General features: G+C 69.5%; 26 protein-coding genes, 1 tRNA gene and 1 pseudogene. 9 read left to right on the top strand and 19 right to left on the bottom strand.

From position 1 onward, the window contains the following. Positions 1-221: 221 nt before the first annotated feature. From QM711_RS04485 to QM711_RS04495, 3 genes are all read right to left on the bottom strand, one after another. Positions 222-1,070: an SDR family oxidoreductase gene (locus tag QM711_RS04485; RefSeq protein WP_415096651.1), complete on the bottom strand. Its 849-nt coding sequence runs from the start codon at positions 1,068-1,070 to the stop codon at positions 222-224. A 141-nt stretch (positions 1,071-1,211) separates the two neighbouring features. Next, the gene (locus tag QM711_RS04490) at positions 1,212-2,774 is read right to left on the bottom strand and encodes an MGDG synthase family glycosyltransferase (RefSeq protein WP_415096653.1); all 1,563 of its coding nucleotides are present in this window, start codon (positions 2,772-2,774) and stop codon (positions 1,212-1,214) included. Next, a complete protein-coding gene (locus QM711_RS04495; protein WP_415096655.1) occupies positions 2,743-3,237 on the bottom strand; it encodes a hypothetical protein in 495 nt (164 codons plus the stop codon). Before QM711_RS04495 ends, QM711_RS04490 begins: the two co-directional genes overlap by 32 nt. A 37-nt stretch (positions 3,238-3,274) precedes the next feature. On the opposite strand from QM711_RS04495, the gene QM711_RS04500 reads away from it, so the two are divergent. Beyond that, positions 3,275-3,910, top strand: coding sequence for a DUF1345 domain-containing protein (locus QM711_RS04500; RefSeq protein ID WP_415096657.1), 636 nt, complete (start codon positions 3,275-3,277; stop codon positions 3,908-3,910). Positions 3,911-4,030: 120 nt separating this feature from the next. On the opposite strand, the gene QM711_RS04505 is transcribed toward QM711_RS04500, so the two are convergent. Together QM711_RS04505 and QM711_RS04510 are read right to left on the bottom strand one after the other, a co-directional pair. Next, positions 4,031-5,410, bottom strand: coding sequence for a hypothetical protein (locus tag QM711_RS04505; protein ID WP_415096659.1), 1,380 nt, complete (start codon positions 5,408-5,410; stop codon positions 4,031-4,033). Then, positions 5,410-6,111 (bottom strand): ABC transporter ATP-binding protein, encoded by a 702-nt coding sequence (locus QM711_RS04510; RefSeq protein WP_415096661.1) that lies wholly within the window; start codon positions 6,109-6,111, stop codon positions 5,410-5,412. Before QM711_RS04510 ends, QM711_RS04505 begins: the two co-directional genes overlap by 1 nt. 130 nt (positions 6,112-6,241) lie before the next feature. Between QM711_RS04510 and QM711_RS04515 the strand changes: the two genes are divergently transcribed. From QM711_RS04515 to QM711_RS04525, 3 genes are read left to right on the top strand one after another with little or no spacing between them, the layout of a single operon-like run. Beyond that, positions 6,242-7,438: a sensor histidine kinase gene (locus tag QM711_RS04515; protein WP_415096663.1), complete on the top strand. Its 1,197-nt coding sequence runs from the start codon at positions 6,242-6,244 to the stop codon at positions 7,436-7,438. Positions 7,439-7,475: 37 nt separating this feature from the next. Next, a complete protein-coding gene (locus QM711_RS04520) occupies positions 7,476-8,144 on the top strand; it encodes a response regulator (RefSeq protein WP_415096665.1) in 669 nt (222 codons plus the stop codon). Positions 8,145-8,155: 11 nt separating this feature from the next. After that, a complete protein-coding gene (locus tag QM711_RS04525) occupies positions 8,156-8,980 on the top strand; it encodes a hydrolase (protein WP_415096667.1) in 825 nt (274 codons plus the stop codon). Positions 8,981-8,991: 11 nt separating this feature from the next. Here QM711_RS04525 and QM711_RS04530 read toward each other — a convergent pair whose 3' ends face one another. Further along, positions 8,992-9,588, bottom strand: coding sequence for a peptidoglycan-binding protein (locus tag QM711_RS04530; RefSeq protein WP_415096669.1), 597 nt, complete (start codon positions 9,586-9,588; stop codon positions 8,992-8,994). Positions 9,589-9,707: 119 nt separating this feature from the next. Between QM711_RS04530 and QM711_RS04535 the strand changes: the two genes are divergently transcribed. Then, complete coding sequence (locus tag QM711_RS04535) at positions 9,708-10,124, top strand: DUF3806 domain-containing protein (protein WP_415096671.1); 417 nt, start codon at positions 9,708-9,710, stop codon at positions 10,122-10,124. Between the two features lie 98 nt (positions 10,125-10,222). Here the strand turns inward: QM711_RS04535 and QM711_RS04540 are convergent. The 5 genes from QM711_RS04540 to QM711_RS04560 form a co-directional block, all read right to left on the bottom strand. Next, positions 10,223-10,295, bottom strand: a tRNA-Asn gene (locus QM711_RS04540). 36 nt (positions 10,296-10,331) lie between these two features. Further along, positions 10,332-10,835 (bottom strand): hypothetical protein, encoded by a 504-nt coding sequence (locus QM711_RS04545; protein ID WP_415096673.1) that lies wholly within the window; start codon positions 10,833-10,835, stop codon positions 10,332-10,334. Between the two features lie 18 nt (positions 10,836-10,853). Beyond that, the gene (locus tag QM711_RS04550) at positions 10,854-11,654 is read right to left on the bottom strand and encodes a sigma-70 family RNA polymerase sigma factor (RefSeq protein WP_415096675.1); all 801 of its coding nucleotides are present in this window, start codon (positions 11,652-11,654) and stop codon (positions 10,854-10,856) included. 148 nt (positions 11,655-11,802) lie between these two features. Next, positions 11,803-13,668, bottom strand: a complete 1,866-nt coding sequence (gene dnaG, locus QM711_RS04555; RefSeq protein ID WP_415096677.1) for a DNA primase — start codon at positions 13,666-13,668, stop codon at positions 11,803-11,805. A 174-nt stretch (positions 13,669-13,842) separates the two neighbouring features. Continuing rightward, positions 13,843-14,943, bottom strand: coding sequence for an HD domain-containing protein (locus tag QM711_RS04560; protein WP_415096679.1), 1,101 nt, complete (start codon positions 14,941-14,943; stop codon positions 13,843-13,845). 119 nt (positions 14,944-15,062) lie between these two features. Here QM711_RS04560 and QM711_RS04565 point away from each other — a divergent pair, with 119 nt between their 5' ends. Continuing rightward, complete coding sequence (locus tag QM711_RS04565; protein ID WP_415096681.1) at positions 15,063-15,716, top strand: hypothetical protein; 654 nt, start codon at positions 15,063-15,065, stop codon at positions 15,714-15,716. 106 nt (positions 15,717-15,822) lie between these two features. On the opposite strand, the gene dusB is transcribed toward QM711_RS04565, so the two are convergent. Together dusB and QM711_RS04575 are read right to left on the bottom strand one after the other, a co-directional pair. Continuing rightward, positions 15,823-16,980: a tRNA dihydrouridine synthase DusB gene (gene dusB, locus QM711_RS04570; RefSeq protein ID WP_415096683.1), complete on the bottom strand. Its 1,158-nt coding sequence runs from the start codon at positions 16,978-16,980 to the stop codon at positions 15,823-15,825. 404 nt (positions 16,981-17,384) lie between these two features. After that, complete coding sequence (locus QM711_RS04575; RefSeq protein WP_415096685.1) at positions 17,385-18,674, bottom strand: MFS transporter; 1,290 nt, start codon at positions 18,672-18,674, stop codon at positions 17,385-17,387. Positions 18,675-18,926: 252 nt separating this feature from the next. On the opposite strand from QM711_RS04575, the gene QM711_RS04580 reads away from it, so the two are divergent. After that, a complete protein-coding gene (locus tag QM711_RS04580) occupies positions 18,927-19,502 on the top strand; it encodes a protein-L-isoaspartate O-methyltransferase family protein (protein WP_415096687.1) in 576 nt (191 codons plus the stop codon). A 374-nt stretch (positions 19,503-19,876) separates the two neighbouring features. On the opposite strand, the gene QM711_RS04585 is transcribed toward QM711_RS04580, so the two are convergent. Next, entirely contained in the window at positions 19,877-20,821 is a 945-nt protein-coding gene (locus QM711_RS04585) for a DUF4097 family beta strand repeat-containing protein (RefSeq protein WP_415096689.1), read from the bottom strand. Between the two features lie 9 nt (positions 20,822-20,830). Then, on the bottom strand, positions 20,831-21,298 hold the full coding sequence (locus QM711_RS04590; protein ID WP_415096691.1) for a YlcI/YnfO family protein: 468 nt from the start codon (positions 21,296-21,298) through the stop codon (positions 20,831-20,833). Positions 21,299-21,417: 119 nt separating this feature from the next. Here QM711_RS04590 and QM711_RS04595 point away from each other — a divergent pair, with 119 nt between their 5' ends. Next, the gene (locus tag QM711_RS04595) at positions 21,418-21,906 is read left to right on the top strand and encodes a hypothetical protein (RefSeq protein ID WP_415096693.1); all 489 of its coding nucleotides are present in this window, start codon (positions 21,418-21,420) and stop codon (positions 21,904-21,906) included. Between the two features lie 111 nt (positions 21,907-22,017). On the opposite strand, the pseudogene QM711_RS04600 reads toward QM711_RS04595, so the two are convergent. From QM711_RS04600 to QM711_RS04610, 3 genes and pseudogenes are all read right to left on the bottom strand, one after another. Continuing rightward, a pseudogene (locus QM711_RS04600) lies at positions 22,018-23,398 on the bottom strand (glycine--tRNA ligase). 366 nt (positions 23,399-23,764) lie between these two features. Then, positions 23,765-24,073 (bottom strand): antibiotic biosynthesis monooxygenase family protein, encoded by a 309-nt coding sequence (locus tag QM711_RS04605; protein WP_415096695.1) that lies wholly within the window; start codon positions 24,071-24,073, stop codon positions 23,765-23,767. A gap of 65 nt (positions 24,074-24,138) precedes the next feature. Then, positions 24,139-24,435: a helix-turn-helix domain-containing protein gene (locus QM711_RS04610; RefSeq protein WP_415096697.1), complete on the bottom strand. Its 297-nt coding sequence runs from the start codon at positions 24,433-24,435 to the stop codon at positions 24,139-24,141. A 26-nt stretch (positions 24,436-24,461) separates the two neighbouring features. Here QM711_RS04610 and QM711_RS04615 point away from each other — a divergent pair. After that, positions 24,462-25,750 (top strand): IS3 family transposase gene (locus QM711_RS04615; RefSeq protein ID WP_415096699.1). Its coding sequence is split into 2 segments (ribosomal slippage): positions 24,462-24,735 and positions 24,735-25,750, totalling 1,290 coding nucleotides; the frame shifts between segments, so codons are not numbered across the junction. Here QM711_RS04615 and QM711_RS04620 read toward each other — a convergent pair. Next, positions 25,714-26,028: an IS110 family transposase gene (locus tag QM711_RS04620; protein ID WP_415096701.1), complete on the bottom strand. Its 315-nt coding sequence runs from the start codon at positions 26,026-26,028 to the stop codon at positions 25,714-25,716. The two genes, QM711_RS04615 and QM711_RS04620, sit on opposite strands and share 37 nt — an antisense overlap. Positions 26,029-26,446 lie beyond the last annotated feature (418 nt).

The following is a 26,446-nucleotide window of genomic DNA, read 5'->3' on the forward strand; positions in this document are numbered from 1 at the left end:
GCGCCGCCGCGTGGTAAGTCTCGCGCCGCGGAGTGGGCTGCACCTCGTCTCGCCCGGGGCGCTGCTCGTCCCACCACGCTCATCGGTCGGCGGTCTCCGGCAGGGGACGAGCGTCGCCTCACGCCCGACCACGCCATGACGAGGTGCAGCCCACTCCGCTTGAACGTTACGTAACCCGCGCGTCCAACCCGGGCGGCCTCAGATCTCCGCTGCGAGCGTGATCAGGTTCTACTCAACACCTCGGCGAGGGTGGTCGCCGGGTGACCGGTGAGCCGCTCGACGTCGTCGGTGACGCCGGCCAGTTCTCCGGACGCGATCGCGGTGTAGGTGGACACCCAGGCGTCCAGCTGCCAGTCCGGGGCGTTGTAGCCGGCTCGCGATTCGTAGGCCTCCGGCACGGTTTCGCGGTGGTAGCTGATCTGCCGTCCGGTGGCCGCGGCGATGGTGGCGGCGACCTCGTCCAGGGTGAGGGATTCCGGTCCGGTCAGGGAATACACCTGCCCGGCGTGGGCCGCGGGATCGAGCAGGACAGCCACCGCGGCGTCGGCGATGTCATCCTGGGCGACTGTGGCCGCCCGTCCGTCGCCGGCCGGTCCGCGGATCACCCCGTCGACGCCGGCCAGCCAGGGCAGCAGGTCGGCGTAGAGGTTGTCGCGGAGGAAGGTCCAGGCCATCCCGCTGGCACGGATGTGCTGCTCGGTGTCGTAGTGGTCCCGGGCCAGGGTGAAGGTGGCGTCCGGGGCCGCTCCGTAGAAGGAGATGTAGACCAGGTGCCGCACCCCGGCTTTGGCCGCGGCGTCTACGAACGACCGGTGCTGGGCGAGCCGGTCCAGGCCCTCGGTCACCGAGACCATCAGCACCGTGTCGATGCCGGTCAGTGCTGCGGCGACGGCCTCGGCGTCCGAGAAGTCGGCCCTTGCGACGGTGGTGTCCGGCAACTCGGGCGCCCGGGACGGGTCGCGGACCAGCAGCCGCTGCCCGACGCCACGATCGGCCAGCCGACGCGCGATCCGGCCACCGAGATGGCCGGTCGATCCGGTGATGCCCAGAGGTGTCGGCGAAGGGGTCATGGACGCCATGATGGCAGCCATCGCCGAGCCGAGGAACCCTTGGGGAAGCGCTGATCAATACGGGGTTTCACTGGTTGAGCCTGTCGAAATCCCTTGCCAGACGTGTCTCGACAAGCTCGACCAACGACGACCAGCACTTCCTCAGCCGAGACCGAACAGCCGGGAGCGCTCCTCGCCGAGCAGCCAGCGGCAGGTGACCACCACGTCCAGATTGTCCGGCTGCCACAGCAGCGCCCGCAGCGACTTGCGGGTGACCCGCACCGAGGTCGACCAAGCGGTCACCCCGAGCGGCTGCAGCTGGGCGCGGGTGACCACGGCCAGCGACGCGCCGGTCGCCGGATCGGTCAGCGTCCGCAACCGTCGTTCCTCGGGCAGGTCGGCCGCCGGGATGCCCTCCTCGCTGGCTTGCAGCATCGCCTTCTGCGCCTCGCGGCTGATCCACAGCGGCTGGGTGAGCACCTCCAGCGACCCCTTGGCCACCGTCCGGCCGGCCTGGGGGCGTCCGATCCGGCGCGCGTTGTCCGCCATCGCCCGCAGCCGGTCGGGATCGGCCAGCAGTGAGTCGATCTTGTAGCCCACGGTGGTCGCGTAGTTGCAGCGCACCGCGGCGCCCTCCTCGACCAGGAAGTCGGCGTTGCGGACCTCTTGGCCGGGGATCGGGTTGATGATCACCATCGGCAGCCCGGCGGCCATGCACTCCGACGACGACAACCCGCCCGGCTTGCCCACGAACAGGCTGGCGACCCGCATCAGGTCGGCCATCTCGGTGGTGTAGCCGAGCACCCGGAATTTCTCGGCCGAGTCGCGCACGGCGTCCTCGACCTGCCGGCGCAGGGTCTCGTTGCGCCCGCACACCACGACCGCCTGGAAGGCCTGCTCGCTGCGGCACACCTGCCGGACGATGTTCAGCGTGTAGCCGCCGCCGGACGCCCCCGCCGAGATCAGTACGACCGGCAGCCTCGGGTCCAGATGGAACCGCTTCCGGACGGCCGCGGCGTCCACCGGGTCGGCCAGCCCGGGCCGCACCGGGATCCCGGACGCCATCACCCGGTCCCGCGGCACACCGAGGCTGACCATGTGCTCGTGCGCCTCCTCGCGGGCCACGAAGAAGTGGTTGAACGGTGAGGTGAGCCAGAGCCCCTGGAAGTCGTAGTCGGTCGTGACAACGCTCAGCGACGCCCGCAACTGCCGGCGGGCGAGCATCAGCGCCACCAGCCGGGCCGGCAGGAAATGCGTGCAGATCACCAGGTCGGGGTCGTAGGCGCGGATCCGGCGCACCACGGCGGTGGTGTTCAGCTGGTCCCACCACTGCACCAGCGGGGCCAGCTTGAACGGCGAATCCTGGCTGTCGTAACCCCAGCCGACCACCCACGGCGCCTCGGCGACCAACGCGAAATAGCCGTCGTCGTAGAGCTTCTGGAAGGCCTCGTTGGTGGTTTCCAGAATGTCGATCCGCAGCACTTGGGCGACGTCGGGAATCCGGGCCAGCGCGTCCTCAATGGCGCTGCCGGCCTGATTGTGCCCCGCACCGACCCCGGCGGCCAGGATCAGGGTGCGCAGCCCGCCGGGCCGGTGGGGCGCCGGGACAGCCTGCTCGGCCGCCTCGGGCGAGGACGAGCGGCTCAGCCAGTTCCGCCAGCGGACGGCGATGCCCTGACCCGTCCGCTCCGACTCAGTCGGACGCCGCATTGCTCGGCTCGTCATGTTCCATCATGAACTCCCAGGCCAATCCGTGCGCCAGCACGACAAGCAGGATCAACGCGAGCGCTGCCGCCTGCAGCGGCGTCCAGTCGGCCACCGACGACACCGCCGGGAACAGTCCGATAACCGCGATCACCGCATAGATCAGGGCCACCAGCCCGCGGAACCGACGGAATGGCCCGCGCTGCGCCGCGTCGTCCACCCCGAGCAGCTGGACGGTGTTGACGATGCCGATCAGGGCGGCGGCGGTGAAGCTGGTGCGCCAGATCAGCGGATTGCCGGTGTCCACCTGGGCGAACATGCTCATCAGCCCGGGCAGCAGGAAGGATAGGTAGACCCCGCCGGCCAGGCGTCTGCGAGTGCGGTCGACCTTCCACTCGGGGTGCCGCTCGACCACCGTCCACCACAACCCCACCAGGGTGAAGCAGGTGACCGCCATCAGCGAGTAGAAGCTGCTCAGGTCCATGCCTCAGGGTACTGCCCGGCCGTGGTTGACTACCGGCATGAAGCTCCAACCGGCCTGGGTGCGGACCAGCGTCGCCGCCGCTGTCGGTGCGGTCGCCACCGCGGCGTCGTGGGGCGTGTTGAATGCCGATGCCGCCCTCGCCGCCGGCTGGATCGGTTTGTCGCTGACCTATGTCGGGTGGACGTTGCTCGCGATACTGCGGTTCGATCCTGACCAGACCAGGCAGCACGCGACCGCGGAGGATCCCGGGCACGGCGGCAGCGTCATCATCCTCAGTCTCGCTTCGCTGGCCAGCGTGGCGGGGGTGGCCTTCCTGCTGATGGGTGCGCGGTCGGGTCAGCAGGTGCCGGTCGAGTCGATCCTCGGCGCGATCGTGGTCGCCTGCTCCTGGGTGCTGGTGCACACCCTCTACACCGTGCACTACGGACGCCTGTACTACGCCGACGCGACGAACAAGGCCATTGATTTCGGTGGCGACCAGCCCGACTACCACGACTTCGCCTACCTCGCTTTCACCCTCGGCATGACCTACCAGGTCTCGGACACCACTCTGCAGACCCGGGCGGTGCGCCGGGCGGCACTGCGGCATGCGCTGCTCTCCTATCTGCTGGGTGCGGTGGTGCTCGCCTGCACCATCAATCTGGTCGTGCAACTCGCCTCGTCGTCCGGTTGAGCAGTCCGGAACCGGGGCGGATCGGTGGACCGAAAGAACCCTCCCTCCGTACCACCTGGACCGAAAGCACCGTCCCCGGCATACCGGGTGGACCGAGGGGACGGTTCTTTCGGTCCACTCTCACTCAGCCCGGACGCCGACGCCGGCCAGCGCGGTCCGCAGCATCGGACGGCAGGCCTCCCCCGCCGCCCAGACCAGCGCGATCCCGGCGAGCAGGGACGCCGCGAACAGCATCGGCCCGATCGGTGTCGCGTTCATGCTCGGCAACTGGGCGAAGAACAGGATGGCCAGGCCGCCGGAACCGAGCGCGCTGAGCGCTGCCGGGGCGACCACCTCGACCAACCGGGTGCGGTCGTGCAGCCGCCGGGGCACCCCCAGGTTGGCCAGCTGGCGCAGTTCGCGGCGCTGGTCCAGGACGGCGGACGCCTGGTTCAGCAGGGTGGACGTGGCCGCCACCACGAAGGCGATCCCCAGGGTCAGATAGGTGCCGGTGCGGACGTCCTCGGCCAGGATCCGCAGCAGCGGGTCGTCGCTGTAGGCACTGAAATCGGGCAGGCTGACCAGGGCACCGCCGGTGAAGCCGACGAAGGCCAGACCGGATACCGAGCGCCAGGCACCTTTCGGGTCGGCCAGCAGCCGGCGTCCGGCGAGCAGCACCTGCGGCCGTCCGGAGCGGGTGAAGAGCAGCCCGAGCAGCTGCAGCAGCCACGGTCCGACCAGGTTGATCACGCCCATGAACAGGGCCAGCACGATCAGGATCACCACCGCCGAATAGACCAACTCATGCGCCAGGTTCAGCAGCGGGGCGAGGAGCAGCCAGTCGACGATCGCCAGCGGCAACACCAACAGCCGCCACAACCGCAGCGCCGGACGGGGTGCCCGGCGAGCCACCCCCAGCGGCGAGATGGAGAGCTGCAGCAGCCCGGTCACCGAACTGAGACCGGCCAGCAGCACCAGTCCGGCGATCGTCGCCGCGATCGCCCAGGCCGGCAGCAGCATCTCCGCCGCGCTCAACGGTGCGGCCTGGAAGCTGATCGCCGCCCAGACCGGCAGGGTGAGCAGGTAGCCGCCGACGCCGAGCAGGCCGCCGGCCAGCGCCGCCAGCATGGTCTCCGCGGCGCTCAGCCCGGTCGCCTGGCCGCCGGTGATGCCGAGCAGCCGCAGTGTGGCGAGCCGCTGGTCCCGTCCCAGCGCGCCCATCCGGGCGGCGGCCGCGCCCAAGGTGACCAGCGGCACGATCAGCAGGACGCCGGCGCAGGCCGCCAGCAGCGTCCACACCGGCAACTGTGCCGCCCCGTATTCGGGGTGCCCGGCGAGCGCGGCCAGGAACGCCGCCGGCGGGTGGAGTTGGCGCTCGACGAAGGCGTGCACGCCGGCGAGCACCGAGAGCAACAGCCAACTGCTGACGGTGAACGCGAGCACGGCGAGCAGATCGATCAGGCCGCTGCCGGAACGGATCCGACCGCGCAGCAGCAGCGGGGCAACACGGAACTGGTTCATCAGGCGGCGCTCCGGGTGAAGAAGTCGTTGCTGACCCGGCCGTCGACGATCTCGACGTGCCGCTGGCACCACTCGGCAACCCCGGCGTCATGGGTGACGACGACCAGGCTGGCGCCGACGGCCGCAACCGCGGCGGTCAGCACCCGCATCACCTCGGCGCCGGTGGCCTGGTCGAGCGCACCCGTCGGCTCGTCGGCGAGGACGACGTCCGGCTGACCGACCAGGGCTCGGGCGATCGCCACCCGGTGCGCCTGGCCACCGGAGAGCTGCCCCGGACGCCGGGCCTCCAGCCCGGCCAGGCCCAGCCATTGCAGACACTCGCCGGCCCGCCGGAACGCCTCGGCGCGAGGGCGTCCGAGCAGCAGCAACGGCAGCGCGACGTTCTCCAGGGCGGTCAATTCGGGCAGCAGTTGGCCGTCCTGGAACACGAAACCCATCCGGGCCAGCCGGATTCGGCTGCGAGCGGCGTCCGAGGCCAGCGAGACGGGTTCGTCGCCGAGGCTGACGTCGCCGTCGTCGGGACGCAGGATGCCGGCCAGGCAGTGCAGCAGGGTCGACTTGCCCGATCCGGACGGCCCCATCACCGACACCGACTGGCCGGCCGGGATGTCGAGGCTGACCCGGTCGAGGGCCCGGACGTCGCCGAAGGATTTGCTGATCTGCTGGGCCCGGAGTGCCGGCCGCTGCTGGTTCGCTGTCATGACTCCAGCCAACCGGGTGGACGCCGCCGGTTCACGGGCGCTGCCCGGTGTCCGCCGGGTAGTGCCAGCACTACCGGCCGGTGGTCGTGGCACCCTGCCATCGGCGTCCGAACGCTTCTAGGGTGGCAGCGTGACCGAACCGAGCCCGTCCCACGAGGCGGCGGTGCGTTCTCGGCTGAAGCCGCCGCCGAACCCGCTGCGGATGCTGGTCAGCCCGCTCGGCTGGGGCGCGGTGGCCTACTGTGCCACCGCGATCGTCGGCGGCGGGCTGGCGTTGATCGCCGGCATCCTCGGGCTGCTGGTGCTGCCGCTGGTCGCCTGGGCCACCGCGAACATGGAGGCCTACCGGCTGCGGCTGTTGCGCCTGCACCGGCCCGGTCCGCTGCCGAGCGGACCGCTCCGGCATCCCTGGGACACCACCGGCCTGCGCGAGGGCAACCTGGCGGTGTGGGGTATCGCGGTGTTGTTCGGGCTCGTCGATCTGCTACCCGGCGCCTTCCTGGTGACCCTGGTGCTCGGGATCACGTCGGCACTGGTCAGCCGGATCGGCCAGCCGGTGACCAGCGACGCGCTGCTGGCCCTGCTCGGGTTGCTGGTGATCCTGATCGCCGGGCTGTACGTGGCCTGGGCGCTGGCCAGCGTGCAGGCGATCCTGATCGAGGACCTGATCCGGCCGAAGGCCGAACTGCGCGAGCAGGTCGACCAGCTCACCACGTCCCGCCGCGAACTGGTGGACGTCTTCGCCGCCGAACGGCGCCGGATCGAACGCGATCTGCACGACGGCGCCCAGCAACACCTGGTGCTGCTCGGGATGAAACTCGGCGAGGCCGAGTACGCCCTGGAGGGCGGCCGTCCGGAAGCGGTCCGCGAGGCGCTGGCGTCGGCCCATTCGTCGATGGAGGCCGCGATGACTTCGCTGCGCGACACGGTCCGCGGGATCCATCCGCAGATCCTCACCGACCGTGGGCTGGCGGACGCCGTCCGCGAGTTGGCCGGACGCCAGCCGGTGCCGGTCAGCGTCACCATCACCGGCCTGCGGGAACCGCCCGAGCAGCTCGCCCTGGCCGCGTACTACTTGGTCAGCGAGGCGTTCACCAACGCCGTCAAGCACGCCCAGGCGACCACGATGACGGTCCGGGTGGCCCAGTCCGACCAACTCCAGGTCGAGGTCTACGACGACGGACGCGGTGGCGCGGTGGTCCGCCCCGGGCACGGTCTGAGCGGCATGATCGAGCGGGTCCAGGCCTTCGGCGGCGGCTGCTGGGTGAGCAGTCCGGCGGGCGGCCCGACCATCATCCGGGCCAGCTTCCCGCATCCGGGGCGCTGAACAGCGTTACGGTGATCGACGAACGAGAGGGACGTGAATGCGCATCCTGGTGGCCGACGATGCCGCGCTGATCCGGGCCGGCCTGGTCGGCCTGCTCGAGCGCGCCGGGCACACCGTGGCCGCCGAGGCCGGGGACGCGCCCGAGTTGATCGCCCAGTGCAACCGGCTCGCCGACAGCCCGGACGGCCTGCCCGATCTGGTGATCACCGACGTCCGGATGCCACCCACCATGACCGACGACGGACTGCGGGCGGCGGTGCAGTTACGGGCGGCTCATCCCGGACTGCCGATGCTGATCGTCAGCCAGTACGTGGCCCCCGCCTACGCCGCCACCCTGCTCGAGACCAACGCGGCCGGCGGTGTCGGCTACCTGCTCAAGGAACGGGTCGGACGGGTGGCCGACTTCATGCGGTCGGCCGAACTGGTCGCCGCCGGCGAAGTGGTGATGGACCCCGAGGTGGTCGCCCAGCTGCTCAACGCCCGCCGGACCGATCCACGGCTGGGCCGGCTCACCCCGCGCGAACTGGAGGTGCTGTCGCTGATGGCCAAGGGGGCCGCCAACCAGCAGATCGCCGGCCAGCTGGTGATCACCCCGGCCGCGGTGGCCAAGCACGTGGCGAACATCTTCGCCAAGCTCGATCTCGGCCCCAACCAGGACAACCGCCGGGTGCGGGCCGTGCTCGCCTACCTCAACGGCGTCCGCTGAAAGGAACTGCGATGACCGCGACCGAATGGATTTGCCGCACCTGTGGCGTCGAGCAGGCGATCGCCGCCGAACCGCCGCCGGCCTGCGCCATCTGCACCGACGAGCGGCAGTACGTGCTGCCGTCCGGACCGGCCTGGGCCACCAGCGTTGACCTGGTCCGCGACGGCTACCGGCTCGAGGTCACCGAGCTCGAGCCGGGCCTGTGGGGATTCCGCCCCGAACCGAAGATCGGCATCGGCCAGACTGCACTGCTGGCCACCGGCACGGGCGGCAACCTGTTGTTCGACGTGCCCTCCCTGGTCGACCCGACGGCGCTGGAGCTGCTGCGCGGACTCGGCGGCGTCGCAGCCATCATGGCCAGCCATCCGCATATGTACGGCTCGCAGGTGGCCTGGAGCCACGCGCTCGGCGGCGTCCCGGTCTATGTGGCGGCCAAGGACGCACGCTGGGTGCAGCGCGCCGACCCGGCGATCGTCACCTGGGACGACCCGTTCGAACCTGTGCCCGGCATCCGGGCCAGCCAGGTCGGCGGCCACTTCCCCGGCCAGACCATCGCGCACTGGACCGGTGCCGACGGCGCCGGGGTGCTGCTGGCCGGCGATGCCTGCGCCGTGCGTCCGGACGGCAACGTGACCTTCCTGCGCAGCTATCCCAACGCGATCCCGATGTCACCGCTGGGTGTCCGCCGGATAGTGGCCGGATTCGACCGGCACCCCTACCGGAGGCTCTACGACAACGTCGCCGGACGCCTGTCCGACGACGCCGCCGCGATCGTCCGGTTCTCCGCCGAGCGCTACCTGGCCTGGATCAGCGGCGCACACGACGACCTGATCTGAGCGGTCCCCACTCAGGCCGCAACCGATTCGGCCGAGAGCAGCGCCGCCCAGGTCTTGGGCCCGTCCACGCCGTCCGCCTCGAGACCCTGGGCCTTCTGGAACTTCAGCAGCGCGGCGGCGGTCGCCGGCCCCCGGACGCCGTCCACGTCCAACTCGAAGCCGCGGAGCCGAAGCTGCTTCTGCAGCAGCTTGGTGGCCAGCTTCCTCACCTGGGCGCGGGACGCCCCTGGCTTGATCTCGTAGTGCATCGGGTCGTTGAACGCCGGCCCGCCCCAGCGCAGCACCGGGAACGCCTTCAGCAGCGCGGTGAGTGCACTGACCTGCTGAGCCGAGTAGCCGGTGTCTTGCCCACCCACCGGATGCCGGTTCCAGTTCAGGTCGACCGCGGTCGCCGAGGCATGGTTGCTCCACTTCGCACTGCCGGCGATGTGGCGCTTGTTGTAGCAGCCGGACGATCTGCCGATCGGCTCGATCTCGGCTTCGTAGCGGTGCAGAAAGGCGGTCAGTACCACCCACACCGGGCCGCCCAGGATCGGCCCCACCTTCGGGTGGGGCCACATCTCCGCTTTCGTGTTCTGAACGGTCCATCCGTTCTGGCTTGTCGCCATGGTTCCTCCCTCTGCCGTGCGGATGGTCATCCGCGGTCTCACACCTGACCGATGCGGATGCATCCGCGTTGATGCACGCGGACGGAGTGGGAACGCCACGATGTGCCAGGGTGGACGGCATGGAAGGACAACAGACCTACAGCGAGTTGACCGCCGCCGAACAGGCGTGGCTGACCGAACTGACCACACGCGGACGGGCGATGGGTGCCACACCGGACGACCCGCGTTCGATCGGCGGGTTGTTCGACGGTGCGGTTGCCGCGGTCGAGAGCGGGAGCCAGCCGCCCGAGATCGGCAACGATGTGGTGAACCTGGTTGCGGCGGTCCTCGGCGAGCATCTCCGCTCGGCGGGCGGCTTCGAGTGGCGGATCGTCACCGACGAGCTGGGCTCCGACCTGTGCCTGCACAATCCGGGCACCAGCTACACCCTGTTCCCGCAGTCCTCGGTGGCCAAGCGCTGGGAGCAGCGCGAGCGGAACTGGGTGGTGCCGTTCTGCGACTGGGCCCTGAGCATGGCGGCCCGGGATCCCGAATGAGGAAGTCCCGCCCCAGATCGTTGCAGCCGATCTGGGGCGGGCAACAGAAATGGTCCTCGCAGGATTCCGGAAACCGGATCTCACAAGGACCTTTACCGCTCCCCCGCCTGGACTCGAACCAGGAACCTACGGATTAACAGTCCGACGCTCTGCCAATTGAGCTACAGGGGATCGCGTGGCACGCGAGAAGAAACGTTAGCAGAACGATCAGCTGATGTCGTATTCGGCTTGCAGCCGCGCCAGCTCACCGTCGGCGTGCGCGGACTGGTCGGCGTCGAAGCTGCCGCCCTGCCGGATCACCGTCCAGAGCAGCGGGGACGGGGTACCGTCCAGCCTGCGTCGGGCCACGATCGTCGCCGTCCGCCCCCGGTGCAATTCGACCTTCTCGCGGACGACGATGCTGGCGTCCACCCGCTCGCGGAACAGTTCGGGCAGCGAACCCGGGCCCTCCAGCAGGACGTGCTGTTCACTGCCGTCGTCGAGCCGCCAGCGCAGCATCGCGGTCTCGGCGTCCCAGCCGCCGGCGGCGATCTCGTGCCAGCCGACGAATCGCCATCCGGCGGGCTCCCCGATGGCCAGCCGGTCGGCCAGGCCGGCCACCGGGCCGTCAGCCCCGCGCGCCCAGGCGAGCACCCGGACGCGGCGTCCGAGCGCCTGAGTGAGGCGGTCGAAGTCAGCACGCGGCAGCCCGGCACGGTCGAAGAGGCCCATCGGGTCATTATCGCGGCCTCACGCGGCCTGCTCGTCCAACAGCCAGCCGCGTAGCCGGCGCAAGGCCCGGGCCTCGTGCCGGCGCAGTGTGCTCAGCGAGATCCCGAGTATCTCCGCGGCCGGGCGCTGACCCAGGCCGGGCCTGCCGTCCAGCCCGAACCTGACGTGCACGATCTCGGCCTCGACCTCGGGCAGCTCCGGAAGCAGCGCCCGGACATCGATCTCGGGCTCACCGGGGGTGGACGCGCCGGCGCCGATCATCGCCCGCTCGAGCGGCACGAAGGCCGACAGGTGCCGCATCCGCATCACCCAGCGCGGACTGCGGCCGAGCAGGCCGGCCAGTTCGGCGTCGGTGGCGTTGCGGTGCAATTCGCCCGTCAACCGGTCGGCCAGGCTGCGCACCCCGCGCGCCCGCAGCACCGACCGCACCGACGCCGGCACCCATCGCGCCGCGGACGCGTCGGTCACCCGACGCCGGATCCACTGCGTCGCGAAGGTGCTGAACCGGTAGCCGGCCCGGTGATCCCAGCGCTGCAGCGCCTCGCCGAGACCGACGAAACCCTCCTGGAAGAGCTCGTCGACCTCGACCGGCGAGCGCCGGGCCTCTTGAGCCGCGATGCTCTGCACCAGGCGCACGTTGCCCAACAGGAACCGTTGCCAAGCCTGCTCGCCCAGCCGCTGCAGCGTGATCAGCTCGGGTCCGGACGCGGTCGATCTGTCGCCGCGGGCCAGCAGGTCACCGGCGAGCAGGCCGGCCTCGATCTCTTGGGCCAGCCGAATCTCCTCGGCAGCCCCCAACACCCGGGTCGCATCGTTCATGTCCCGATGCTCGCCAACGGCGCCGCGAAAGCGAACGCCCGCGGACCAGCTGTGCAGGCAACATCGGGACAACACCAATTTCCCATGTCGCTCACAATCGGTGATTCCCGCTTGCCGGAACCGAGTTGGTCGTGCCGAGACTCCCGGTTCAGCTGGCCGGACCCGCCGCCGCCTCGTTGAGCTCGCGTCGCTGCCGCTCCAGTTCGAGCAGCGTGGCGAACATCCGGTTGTAGCCGACCTGGTCGTCGATCGGGTTGGTGCGCTGCAGCTTCGACTTCAGGTTGGCGATCGAGCGGGCGACGCTCAGCAGTCGCAGTTTCGCCACGTACTCGGCGGCATAGCCGGGGTTCGCCGGCCGCAGCAACGGCTCGGTGGCCAGTGCCGCCACCACCGCGGCGACGGTGCCGTCGGCGCCGGCCTCGAGCACCGGCTGCGGCCAGTCTCCGCCGGGTGTTCCGGCGTCCGCGATGGCCGCGAAGATGGCCCGGTAGGCCGGGTGGGTGAACTCGTCGACACCGACCCCGTTCCAGCCCGCGGCGAACACCTCGGGCGCCCGCACCATCAACCGCAGCGTCCCCCGCTCCACCTCCAGAGATCGGTCGCGCGGGTTCGGCATCGGCAGGCCGAGCAGCGGCGGCTCGTCCGGGGGTGGTTCGGACGGCATCGGCGCCCGGTCGGGCCCGGTCGGCAGTTTGCGGCGGCCGGCCCGGGCGACCTCGCGGCGCACCTCGTCGATCTCGGCGCCGAGCATCTTGGCCAGTTCGTGGATGTAGCCGTTGACCAGGGAGCTGTCCCGGACGCTGCCGACCAGGGGTGCCGCCGCACGCAGGGCACCGAGCCGGCCGTCCACCCGGTCGAGGTCGAAGCCGGCGATGGTATTGGCCATCACGTAGCGGTACAGCGGCTCACGGCGTCCGACGAGTTCCCGGACGGCGGCGTCGCCCTGCTGGATGCGCAGGTCGCACGGGTCGAGTCCGGTGGGCTCGATCGCCACGTAGGTCTGGGAGATGAAGTGCTGATCGCCGGCGAACACCTTCAGCGCGGCGGCCTGGCCGGCGGCGTCCCCGTCGAAGGTGAAGATGACTTCGCCCTTCAGCGCATCGGTCGACCCGATCAGCCGGGACAGCAGCCGCGCGTGGTCGTCGCCGAACGCGGTCCCGCAGGAGGCGACCGCCGTGTCGATGCCGGCGAGGTGGGCGGCCATCACGTCGGTGTAGCCCTCGACGATCACCGCCTGGTTCTTCCTGGCGATGTTCTGCCGGGCCAGGTCGAGGCCGTAGAGCACGTGCGACTTCTTGTAGACCGGCGTCTCGCGGGTATTGATGTACTTGGCCGGCATCCGGTCGTCGTCGAACAACCGCCGGGCGCCGAAGCCGAGCACCGAGCGACCGGCGTCCCGGATCGGCCAGAGCAGCCGGGCCTGAAAATAGTCCCAGCCGCCGTCACGGATCAGGCTCGCCTTGACCAGCTCGTCGTCGCTGAATTTGTGCGCCCGCAGATGCTTGGCCAGTTCGCGGCCGCCCATCGGGGCGAACCCGACCCCGAAGTGCTCGGCGGCGTCCCGGTCGAAGCCGCGCTCGGCGAGGAATTGGCGACCGGCCACGGCGTCCGGGCTGCTCAGCTGGTCGGCGAAGAACTCCGCCGCCAGCCGGTTCGCCTCCAGGATCCGCGACCGCAGCCCCGGCTCGACCCGGACGCCGCCGCCCCCGTCGGTGTACCGCAGCTGGACGCCGACCCGGTCGGCAAGGAATTCGACCGCCTCGACGAAACTGGAGTTGTTGATCGCCTGGACGAAGCCGATCACGTCGCCGCCGACGTTGCAGCCGAAGCAGTAGTAGAAGCCGCGGGACGGGGTGACCCTGAACGACGGCGTCTTCTCGTCGTGGAACGGGCACAGCCCGACCAGCGCTCCCCCGCCGGCGGGGCGAAGGGTGACGTAGGAGCCGACCACGTCCTCGATCCGGCTGCGCTCGCGGACGGTCGCCAGATCGTCCTCGTTGATCAAGCCCGCCACATCCGGCAGTGTACGCAGCCCCGGCTGCCACCGCCCCGGCCGTGCAGAGCGGCAGCAGAGCCCGACAACACGAAATGTCTGCACTCGTCACGTAGCTCGTGCCTCAGCGAGCGGTGAGGTCCGCGTCGAGTGCAGAGATCTCGTGTGCTGTCGGCTCCGCCCCGCTGGGGAGCCTCACTGCGGACGTGGCAGCCGCGCCCGATCCCAGCCGAGCAGGTGGACGGCGCTGTCGAAGGCGAACCGGTCGGTCATCCCGCCCACGTAGGCGACCGCGGCGCGCGCCAGCTTCGCCGGATCGTCCGGCTGTCCGGGCAGCCGGGCCGGGTTCTCCAGGTAGAACGACACCAGCGCGCGAAGAACGGCGACCACCGCGTCGGACTGGGCGACCGACTCGGGGCGGGTGTAGATGCGCTGGTAGTTGAACGTCCGCAGCTCGGCCAGGGCCGCGGCCACCGGAGCACGCATGCCGATTGATCCGGTGGCGACGGTGGTGCCGATCACCTCGCGAACGAAGACGCTGAGCTGCTCGCGCCGGGTCGCACCGGCAACCTCGACCACTCCGGGCGGGACGTCGGCCAGGCCCACGATGCCGGCCCCGATGGCGTCCTCCAGGTCGTGGGCGCAGTAGGCGATCCGGTCGGCCCAACTGACGATCTCGCCCTCCACCGTGGCCGGCGTGGGCCGTGACCAGGAGTGATTGCGGATGCCGTCGAGGGTCTCGCGGCAGAGGTTGAGCGAGGTCAGCACGACGTCCGCACCCCAGGGGCCGTGATCGTAGCCCTCGGGCAGGAAGGCGTCGAAGGCGTCCTCGCTGGCATGGCCACCGGGACCGTGCCCGCAGTCGTGGCCCAGCGCGATGGCCTCGGCAAGGGTGACGTTGGCGCCGACGCCGCGGGCGATCGAGGTCGCGACCTGGGCGACCTCGAGGGCATGGGTGAGCCGGGTGCGCTGGTGATCGGTGGGATGGACGACCACCTGGGTCTTGCCGGCCAATCGGCGGAACGCGGTCGAGTGGACGATCCGGTCCCGGTCGCGTTCGAAGCAGGTCCGCTCCGAGTCGGGTTGTTCGGGCCGCGCTCGGTCCCCGGCACCGACGGCCCTGGACGCCCCGGCGGTCAGGTGCTCCGCCTCCCAGGCTTCGCGTTGCTCGCGCAGGATCGGGCCGGACGCCGCCAGCGGATTCCCCGGGCCGGCGTGCGCGAGGACCAGGTCACCCCCGGCGTGACCGGACATCGTGGTGGCCCAGGCGATCGCACGAGGGGACAACTCAGGCATGGTCCCATCTTGTCAGCATCGATCGGCGATTCCTCAGGCCCCCGGGAGGTGTGGCAGATCGACCGGCTCCGCCTCGTCTGCTGCCATGATGGAAGACAGTCACGACGTGGAAGGCAGCCATGACCCAGGGCCAGAACCCTCAGAACCCCTACCAGCCCCCATACGCGCAGCCGAGCCAGTCGCAGCAGCCCGCCCAGCCCCCGTACGCGCAGCCGAGCCAGTCGCAGCAGCCCGCCCAGCAACCCCCGTACGGATACGCCCAACCCGCCGCGCCGGCGGCGTGGAATGCGCCGAGCGGCTACGGCCAGGGCAGCCAGCCGTCCTCGGCGTGGGGACAGCAGAGCGGGTACCCCACCCCCCAACAGGCCTACCAACAGGGCGGCCCGGCGATGCCGTACGGCCAGCAGCCGCAGCAGCGGTCCCCCCTGCTGGGCATGGTCGCACTCGGCGGGGTGGTCGTCTGCACCGTGGTGCTCTCCTGGTTCATGTGGCGGATCGGATCCCTGTTCGGCCCGATCGCGGTCGCGACCGGCGGCTCGCTGACCGCCGAAGAACTCACCGATGCGCTGACCAGCCAACTCGGCAGCAACGGCATGCTGGCACTGAACATCGCGGGCTACGGAGGCATGGCCTTCTGGGTCACCGGGATCGTTGCGACCGCCACTCGGCGAGGCCGGGGCTACGGGGTGTGGGCGATCATCCTGGGCGTCCTGGCGCCGATCATCGCGGCGATCATCCTGGTGGCCGCGATCATGCCCTACCTGACGCCCTAGCCCAGATCCGGGCTTAGCCCATGGTGTACGACGCCGGGCCTGGCGGCTTCAGGTCACCCGTCCCGCGCGTCGTCACCGAACCTGACCCGCGAGCGGTTCGCTGGCCCTAGCCGCCGGAGACGTCCGATTCGGCGTCGGCGATGTCGGCGTCCCCCAGGCACTGCGAGTCGAGCCAGCCGTAGGGCAGGACGACTCGCTCACGGGCGGAGCCCTGACGTCCACGCGGTGAGCCCAGTTCGGCCCGCGGGAACTCGATGCCCGGGTCGAGTTGCGCGAGCAGGCCGTCCAGTTCGGCCAGGGTCGACACCATGGCCAGCCCCCGGCGGAGCTCGGCGCCGATCGGGAAGCCTTTGAAGTACCACGCCATGTGCTTGCGCAGATCGCGCATGCCGTGGGTCTCGCCGTCCAGGCCGGCCAGCAACTCCGCGTGCCGGTAGACCATCGCGGCGACCTCACCCAGCGTCGGCAGCGGCGGGGCGGGCTGACCGGCGAAAGCCGCGGCCAGGTCGCGGAACAGCCATGGTCGCCCGAGGCAGCCGCGTCCGATCACCACGCCGGCGCAACCGGTGCGCGCCATCATCGCCAGGGCGTCCGGAGCCTCCCAGATGTCGCCGTTGCCGAGCACCGGAATGCTGGTGGACGCGACCAGTTCGGCGATCCGGTCCCAGTCGGCGTAGCCGCCATAGGACTGCTTGACCGTCCGGGCGTGCAGCGCGATCGCGGCGCAGCCGGAGTCGGCGGCGATCCGGCCGGCGTCCAGGAAGGTCTCGTGGTCGGCGTCGATGCCGATCCGGGTCTTCATGGTGACCGGGACGCCGTACGGCTCGGCGGCCTTCACCGTGGCGGTCAGGATCGCGGCCAGCCGGTCGCGCTTCCACGGCAGCGCTCCCCCGCCGCCGCGCCGGGTCACCTTCGGCACCGGACAGCCGAAGTTGAGGTCGACGTGACCGACGCCGAACTCGGCGCACAAGATGGTGGTCGCCTTGGCCATCACATCGGCGTCCACGCCGTAGAGCTGCACGGAGCGGACGGTCTCGGCCGGGTCGAAGCGGAGCATCGCGAAGGTCCGCGGGATGCGTTCGACGATGCCGCGGGAGGTGATCATCTCGCAGACATAGAGGCCGGCACCCTGCTCGCGGCACAGCTGTCGGTAGGCAGCGTTGGTGATACCCGCCATCGGCGCCAAGACCACCGGCGGATCGACCGTCACCGGACCGAGCCGCAAGGGCGCCGGGCGCACGAGGGTCTGCTGCGAGCCATGCATCCGGCAACCCTAACCCCGCCCCCGGCGCTCCCCGAACTATTTGGGCCTCGCCGAGTTCAGCGAGCCCTGATTAGTCCGGCGAGCGAATGGGCCCCGGGTGACCACGGGGGACGGTTCTCCCGGACACCGGGGACGGTTCTCCCGGACACCGGGGACGGTTCTCCCGGACACCGGGGACGGTTCCCCCGGACACCGGGGACGGTTCCCCCGGACACCGGGGACGGTTCCCCCGGACACCGGGGACGGTTCCCCCGGACACCGGGGACGGTTCCCCCGGACACCGGGGACGGTTCTCCCGGACACCGAGGACGGTTCTCCCGGCTGCCAGGTGACCGCACGCACGGTCACCAACGCTCCAGCCGCACCGCGGGCCGCAGGTCTGACAGGCTCGACCAGCGAGAGAGTCAGGAGTCGAGGCGGCCGACTTGCTCGGAGAGCCGGTACCGGACGAACGCCGGGATCGCGATCGCAGCGATCACCACCCCGAGGATCACCAGGACGCCGCCCCCGGCCGTGGTCGCGGCCGTCCCGACGCCCTCGGCCGCCCAGCCGTGCAGGACGTCGGCGATCCTGGGACCGCCCGCGACGACCACGATGAACACGCCCTGCAGCCGGCCGCGAACCGCATCGTCGGCCGCGGTCAGCAGCATCGACTGCCGGAAGGCGGCGGAGGCCATGTCGGCCGCACCACCGAAGGCGAGGGCGCAGACGGCAACCACCAGCATGGCGGCCGGCAGCGACGGTGCGAACCACACCGCCACACCGGTCACCACGACGGCGGCGCCCCAGGCGACCACGCTCCAGATCACCGCCAGGCCCTGCCGGTCGATCCTGGAGACCCAGCCGGAGAGCACCCCGCCGAGCACGGCTCCGGCGGGCATCGCCGCGAACAGCAAAGCGAAGGCAAGGCCGCCCTCGGTCGGTCCGCCGAAGCTCTCGTGGGCGATCTGCGGGAACAGCGCCCGGGGCATCCCGAAGACCATCGCGATGCCGTCCACCAGGAACGATGTCAGCAGGATGGGGTGGCCCAGCAGATAGCCGAGGCCGTCCAGCACGGACCGCAGGCCGGGGGTGCCGGTGCGGTCGAGAACGGGCAGCTTCGGCAGTCTGATCACCGCCCACAAGGTGGCGAGTAGGCAGATCGTGTCGATCAGATAGAGCAGCGGGAATCCGAACACCGGAATCAGGGCTCCGCCCGCCAACGGCCCGGCGATCGCTCCGGCGCTCATCACCGTCATATTCAGCGAGTTCGCCGCGGGGAGCTGGTCCATCGGGAGCAACGCGGGTAGTACCGCCGTCCGGGTGGGCTGGTTGACGGCGAAACAGGCCTGCTGAATGGCATAGACCACCAACAGCAACCAGACATTGTCGGTCCGGCTCTCGGCCAGAAGCCAAAACAGCCCACTGGTGAGGATCAAGCCGAGGGTCGTCACGATCAGCAGCGTGCGACGGTCGAAATGGTCGGCCAGTGCCCCGCCCCACAGGCCGAACACGACCAGCGGCACCAGTCCGAACAGCCCGGTGAGGCCGACCATGGCGGAACTGCCGGTGAGGCTGTAGATCTGGGCGGGCACGGCAACCACGGTGAGCTGCGCGCCGATGACGGTGATGATGTTGGCGATCCAGAGCCGGCGGAAGTCGGGAACCCGCAGGGGGCGGATGTCCGCCAGGAAGGCCAGCATTCGTTCCCGCACCCAGGTAGCCAACCACCGGGGCGGGGCGGCGTCCCATCGATCTCGACCCGCGACCCGGCGACGGGCTGAGCGCTACCACGGCGGGATTGGTCGCCGGGGTCGGGCGGAAAGTCCGATATCGACCCCAGAGTGGTGCGCCGAACCGACTGTCTACGCCGTGGGGGCCTGGCTGGGGCGCTGACTCTGGGGTCGATATCGGACCGAGCCGTTGCGGACCCTCGACAAGTTCCGGCCTGCGCGCAACCCTGGATCATGGACACCGGTCGGGCGCGGGTTCAACAGGCTTTCGCGGCGACGCCGCGGGAACGGTTCCTGCCACCCGCTGTCCGTAGCCGAGCAGCTGTGGACGCGCCGTTGCCGATCGGCCATGGGGCCACCAACTCCCAGCCGTGGACGGTGCGGCTGATGCTGGAGTTGCTGGCGGTGCCGTCCGGCGGCAAGGTGCTGGACGTCGGCAGCGGCTCCGGGTGGACCACCGCGCTGCTGGCCCACTTGACCGGCGCGGGCGGCTCCGTGGTCGGCGTCGAGGTGGTGCCCGAACTGGTCGGACTCGGCCGTCGGCACCTGTCGTCCATGCAGCGGCCGTGGGCGCGGATCGAGCCGGCAGTCCGCGGCGTCCTCGGCCTCCCGGACGCCGCACCGTTCGACCGCATTCTGGTCTCGGCCGACCCCGGCACCATTCCGGCGGAACTGGAGCAGCAACTCGCCGAGGGCGGGCGGATGGTGCTGCCGGCGGCCGGGGTGATGTGGACCGTCACCCGTGACCACCGAGGCTGGCACCGCGAATCCGAACGCGAGCACCGGTTCGCCTTCGTCCCACTGATCTGAGGGTGCGTCGCTACGCCGGCCGAAGGTCCCGGGGTTCTTTCCGGGTTCCAGATGGACGGAGGGGACGGTTCTTTCGGTCCACATCCGGACCGGCAGAACCCCGCCGGTATCGAGAGCGCCGGGGAACTCAGGTCGCAGCCTCTCGCCGGACGAGGGGAACCGTCCCCAGTGACCGAAAGAACCGTCCCCAGTGACCAAGAGAACCGTCCCCGGTGACCGGAAGAACCGTCCCTGGTGACCAAAAGAACCGTCCCCAGTGACAAAAGAACCGTCCCTGGTGACCAAAAGAACCGTCCCCAGTGACCGGAAGAACCGTCCCCGGTGACCAAAAGAACCGTCCCCAGTGACCAGAAGAACCGTCCCCAGTGGCCAGGTCAGCTCACACTGATGTCGCCGGTTCCGGTGCGAGCGGTGATCTCGATGTGGGACTGACCCTCAGCGGGCTCGCCGCGCCCACCGATGCGGCTCGTGACATCGCCGAGCGGACTGCTCAGGTCCTGCCAGACCGGGACGCCCGCCGGCACGGTCACGATGATGTCGCCGGCGCCGCTACGGGCATGCCAGCTGCCGCTCACCACATGCGCGCTGACATCGCCGGCGCCGGTGCTGACCTCGGTGGTGCCGCGGCACGAGTCCATCCGGACGTCGCCGCCGCCAGTCGAGACCGTGACGTCGCCCTCGGTGCGTCCGACGTGGATGTCGCCGCCGCCGGTCTTTATGGTGCCGGATGCGATCGCCCCGACGTGGACGTCGCCACCACCGCTGTGCACCCGGCCCTCGCCGAGGCTGTCGATGCTGATGTCGCCGCCGGCGGTGTCGAGATTGCCCTCGGTCGCGCGGCCGGCCCGAATGTCGCCGCCACCGGTGTGCACCACCACCTCGCCGGCGTCGTCGAAGCGGACGTCGCCCCCCCCGCTGTGTGCCCGCAGCTCACCCGAACGTCCGTCCACCACGATGTCGCCGCCGCCCAGCTTCAGGTCGAGATCGGCGCCCTCGCCCACCAGTACGTCGAGACGGACCGGCACCGATCCCCCGGCGCCGATGGTGAAATTCCCGATCTGAAAAGAGAACCCGAAGCCCGAACCGTCGGACGTCTTCAGCGCCGGGACGACCACGGTGATGTCGCGTCCCTCGGCACGGGCCTCGACGCCGCTCAGGTCGACCGCGGTGGCCGCAGTCAGGGTCACCGAGGTCTGCCCCTGTGCCCCGCCATGCTCGACGAAGACATCGGCGTGGTACGCCTGCAACCTCAGCCGCGGGACCGCGTCCGTAGCGAATTCCCAGGTCTGTCGGGTGTTGGTGTTGATGTTGGTGTTCACGGTTCCTCCTCAGGCCCAGCCGGTGATTCGGCGGGACGAGTTGCGACGATCGGTGGGTGCGGGCTGGGTCGCGCGGCGCACGGCCTGCACGATCCAGGTGTTGAGGGACTGCTCGGCGGCTTGGGCCAGTGCCTCGGCGCTTCGCTTCAGTTGTTCGGGGAGCCGGACGGTGACCCGCGCCGTCCCCTCGTCCTCGGTCGCCGGCTCAGCCAGGGCCTGCCCGGAGGCCGCAGCCGGATGCTCCTGCACCTGCAGGACGGGCTCCCGGCCGTCCATTCGCACCGTGACGACGGTGCTCTGCAGCTCGCTGGTGAGTTGCGCCGCGGCGTCCGCCAGCAGCTGGGTCATCGCGAGTCGTAGCGCCGGCTCGACCGCGACGGCGACCCGCGCGGTGACGTTCCGGGTCACCTCATCGGCAAGAGCGGTCGCCTTCTCCAAGTCGGCGGCGACCGCTCCAAGATAGGGATTCAGATCCATGACGCCATGATGACATCATCATGACGCGTGTTCAAGCATATCGGCATCACACTGACGTCACACTGGCACCAGTCTTGCGATCCTCGCCCAACCGCCCGTCCCTCAGTAGGCTCACCGCCATGAGTTTCGTCGTGCACTTCGTCGACCAGGTCGGCAGTCCCTCCGGATCAGCCGTCGACGCGGACGCAGCCGAGTCGACCGCAGCGCTCACCGCTGAGGAGGTCGCAGCCTGGGACGGCCTGCACCCGCACCTGCTGGAGTTGCTGCCGGCCGGCTCGCACGACGTGGCAACCAATCCCTATTCGCGGCAGTTGGTGCATGAGCAGAGCGGCCTGATGGTGACCTGGGCGCACGACGACTACCAGGCGTCGCTGCCGTTCTGGTCGGTCAACGCCAGCGACGGCACGCTCGACGTCCTCATCAGGGTCACCGAGGCGATCGAGTCGGCGACCGGACGCGTCGGCGTGGACGAGATCAGCCAGGGCCGGTTCCTCGACCACCAGGCCGAGGTGAGGTCGTCGTTCGCCGCCATCGCGGACGGCTTCGAGGAGGCGATGGACAGCCAGACCGTCCTCGGCTGGCTGCGCAACCTCTTCCACATGCGCTGACCCACGCCCACCCTCAGCGAACGCTCGCCCAAGGAAAAACGCGCGCCGAACTATCTCGGGCTCGCTGAATTCAGCGAACCCGAAATAGTTAGCGAGCGGTGGGTGCGGGGGTCAGCAGCCGATCAGCCGTTGGGCCAGGTAGCCCTGCACCTGGTCGAGCGCCACCCGCTGCTGGGTCATCGTGTCCCGCTCGCGGACGGTGACGGCCTGGTCGTCCAGGGTGTCGAAGTCGACGGTGACGCAGAACGGGGTGCCGATCTCGTCCTGGCGGCGGTAGCGGCGTCCGATCGCCTGGGCGTCGTCGAACTCAATGTTCCAGTACAGGCGCAGGGACGCCGCCAGGTCGCGGGCGGCCGGGGACAGCCGCTCGTTGCGGGACAGCGGCAGCACCGCCACCTTGACCGGCGCCAGCCGCGGATCGAGCTTGAGCACCACCCGGGTGTCCACGCCGCCCTTGGTGTTCGGCGCCTGGTCCTCGGTGTAGGACTCCACCATGAACGCCATCAGCGACCGGGTCAGGCCGGCGGCCGGCTCGATCACGTACGGGAGGTACCGCTCGCCCTTCGCCTGATCGAAATAGGACAGGTCGGTGCCCGAATGCTTCGAATGCGTGCCGAGGTCGAAATCGGTCCGGTTGGCGATGCCTTCCAGCTCGCCCCAGCCGTCGCCGCCGGCGAAGCCGAAGTTGTATTCGATGTCGACGGTCCGCTTGGAGTAGTGCGACAGCTTCTCTTTCGGGTGCTCGTAGTGCCGCAGGTTGTCCCGGCTGATGCCCAGGTCGGAATACCAGTCGGTGCGCGCGTCGATCCAGTGCTGGTGCCATTCCTCGTCGGTGCCCGGCTCGACGAAGAACTCCATTCTCCATCTGCTCGAACTCGCGGGTCCGGAAGATGAAGTTGCCCGGGGTGATCTCGTTGCGGAAGCTCTTGCCGACCTGGCCGATGCCGAACGGCACCTTCACCCGGGCCGAGTTCTCGACATTCTTGAAGTTCACGAAGATGCCCTGCGCGGTCTCCGGACGCAGATAGTGCAGGCCGGACTCGTCCTCGATCACCCCGAGGTAGGTCTTCAGCATCATGTTGAAGTCGCGGGGGGCGGTGAAGCGGCCCAGGGTGCCGCACTCGGGGCAGTTGATCTCTTCGAGTCCGGACGGCGCCCGCCCCTTCTTGTGCTCGAAGTTCTCTTCCAGTTGATCGGCCCGGAAGCGCTTGTGGCAGCTCAGGCATTCGGTCAGCGGGTCGGAGAACACCCCGACGTGCCCGGACGCCACCCACACCTGCCGGGGCAGGATGATCGAGGAGTCCAGGCCGACCACGTCGTCGCGGCCCTGCACCACGGCCTTCCACCACTGCCGCTTGATGTTCTCTTTCAGCTCGACACCGTAGGGACCGTAGTCCCAGGCCGCCCGGGTGCCGCCGTAGATCTCGCCGCAGGGGTAGACGAACCCCCGCCGCTTGCACAGGCTGATGACATTGTCGAGGCGACTGGCCACGAGAAACTCCTTGTGAGTCGATGCATGCCCGGCTGACACGCAAGGGACCACGCTACCGTGAACGAGACGCCGTCCAGCACCACCGTCGCTCGCTGGAGCCTGACGACCCGTCCCCGACATCGCAACGGTTTGCCGTCTTCGCAATGGTTTGAACCGATGCAATGACCGCAAAGGAAGTGCTGATCAATGCTGTTCCGAGCGAGGAGGTGCCCGGCGAGATGAGCGACGGCGCCCAGATCTTGTGGGCGTATCGGGTCCTCCGGCGCAAGGGATGGGGGTCGTCGATCGCTCGCCGGGTGCGCCGCAGCCGGAACATGATTGATCAGCGCTTCCAAAAGGGTTGCGGGGTGACCGATCGCGGGGACGTCAGCGCAGCCGAGGCAGGTTCTCGCCCACGGCGTCCGGTGCGTCGTAGGCACCCGGCTCGTCGATCGCCCGGCTCAGCAACGGCACCAGGACCACCTTCGCCTGATAGCCGTTGAATGCCCGCCGGTACGAACCGACGTTCGCCCACCGTCCGACGATCGCCCACAGATCCGGTTCGTCCAGATTGCGGACCAGTTCGACCGACTCGGCGCCGTCCCGGGTGAGCATGAAGTCGACCGCGGCCCGGGCCGCGCGGACGAAATCGTCCTCGTCGCCCGGACCGACCCGGAACCTGTTCACCGCCAGCATCGGATCAGGCTATCGGGACGCGACCGGCACCGATCCGCTGGTTGAGCCTGATGCTCCTATGGATGTCAAGCGGTGTTGAGGTATTCGCGGTAGGCGTTGGCGAGGGTGGTGTTTGGGCGGGTGCCGCGCTCGAGTTCGCTGATGCGGCTGGGGTTGGTGCCGAGGTGCGTGGCGGCTTGGGCGAGGGTGAGTCCGCGCTGGTGTCGTAGTGGGCGTAGGTCGTCGGTGCGGGGTGCGGGGGCGGGGTGGACGAGCAGGTGCCAGGTTTCGCGGGCGATGGCTCGTTTGAGGCAGCGCAGGGTGTCTTTCTTGCTTTTCGCGGCAGTTCGGAGCTTTGAACCGACCCAGGTTTGGTGCCGCATCCTTTTGAGTTGATTGGATGTTCATCATGCCGAAGAAGATTGATGCTGCGTTGCGTGAGCGCGCTGTCCGGCTCGTGCGCGAGCACCGGGCCGAGTACCCCTCGAACGCGAAGGCCATCGCGGCCGTCGCCCGCCAGGAAGGCGTCGGGGCGGAGTCGCTGCGGCGGTGGGTGGTGCAGGCCGATATCGACGCCGGTGACCGGGACGGGCAGACCAGCGAGGAACATGCCGAGATCCGCCGCCTCAAGTCGGAGAATCGGAAGCTGCGCGAGGACGTGGCGATCTTGAAAGCGGCGACGACTTTCTTCGTGGGGGAACTCGACCCCCGCAACCGTTGATCATGGGTTTCATCGATCGGATGAGGGCCGAGGGGCACGCGGTCGAGTCGATCATCCGCGTTCTGCGAGAGCAGGGCGTGAAGGTCGCCGCGCGCACCTATCGGGCGTGGCGGCAAGGCCGCATATCGATCCGGACCGTCACCGACGCGCAGGTCGTCGACGCCGTCCGTGACGCGACCTGGACCACGGTCATCGATGCCGAGGGGGTGGAGCGTCGGAAGATGACGCCGGAGGGCCTGTATGGGCGCAAGAAGATGACCGCGTTCATCCGACGCACCGCGATCGCTGACGCCTCACGCGGCGCCGTGGATCGTGCGATGCGGGCCCTGGGCCTGTCCGGGGTGACGCGTGCGAAGGCGATCCGCACGACGATCCAGGCGAAGGACGGGATCCGCGCCGGGGACTTGCTGAACCGGGACTTCACCGCCCCGCGGCCGGATCACACCTGGGTCACCGACTTCACATACGTCAGAACGTGGGCGGGCTGGGTGTATGTCGCGTTCATCCTCGACGTGTTCTCCCAACGCATCGTGGCCTGGCACGCGCAGACCACCAAGCACGTCGATCTGGTCATGATCCCGCTGCGAATGGCGCTGTGGGAACGCGACCGGCAAGGCCACCCTGTAGGCCCGAAGCAGCTCCGGCATCACAGCGATGCGGGCTCTCAATACACATCGATTGTGCTGACCGAGCACCTCGCGCTGGAGCAGATCGCACCGTCGATCGGATCGGTCGGCGACGCCTACGATAACGCCCTGATGGAGACGATCAACGGCCTCTACAAGGCCGAGTGCGTGCGTACGACGATCTTCCACGACGGCCCGTACAAGACCATCGCGGACGTCGAGTACGCGACCGCCGGCTGGGTCGACTGGTACAACAACCGCAGGCTTCACGGTAGCCTCGGAATGGTCAACCCCGACGAATACGAGGCGACCTACTACGCGGCCCTCACCAAAGAGCCGCAACCCGCATAGAAGCGGCAAAGAACCTGGGTCGGTTCAGTGGTCAGGAAGCGGGCCAGGCCCGCACCGTAGGAGTTCGTGCCCTCGATACCGATCAGTGTGATCACACCGAACGACGCGACGAAACCCAGCAGCCGTTCATACCCGGCCAGAGTGGCAGCCACTTCCAGATCACCAAGCCGGACACCAGTACCGGCTGCAAGCACAGCGACATGGTGGGTGTCCTTGTGCGTATCGACTCCCGCGACGACCGTAGCTGTGGCGTCGCGTTCGATAGATGTTGTTGTCATGATGGTGGTGTGCCTTCCTCGCAGTGGGCACGCCGGTCGAAGGCCGAGCAGACAAGACGTTGATGAGGCTGTCCAGGCTCATATGAAGTCATGCATGGCCTTCGACCGGCGCTCTCGTCGGTCACCCCACCGGCAGGCAGTCGTGGACGGATCAGATCAAAGACAGGCCCCTACCCAGGGCACGCCAGTCGAAACCAGGGTCACACGCCCCTTGCCGGGAGGCACTTACATCCTCTACGTCGAAACCCCTTTGACTCTGGGAGTGCCGACAAGGGTCTCGACAAGCTCGACCAGCGGGTGGGGTCTCGACCAGCGGGTGGGGTCTCGACAAGCTCGACCAGCGGGTGGGGTCTCGACAAGCTCGACCAGCGGGTGGGGTCTCGACAAGCTCGACCAGCGGGTGAGGTCTCGACCAGCG

Source organism: Micropruina sp. (genome assembly GCF_047602385.1).
Lineage (GTDB): Bacteria > Actinomycetota > Actinomycetes > Propionibacteriales > Propionibacteriaceae > Micropruina.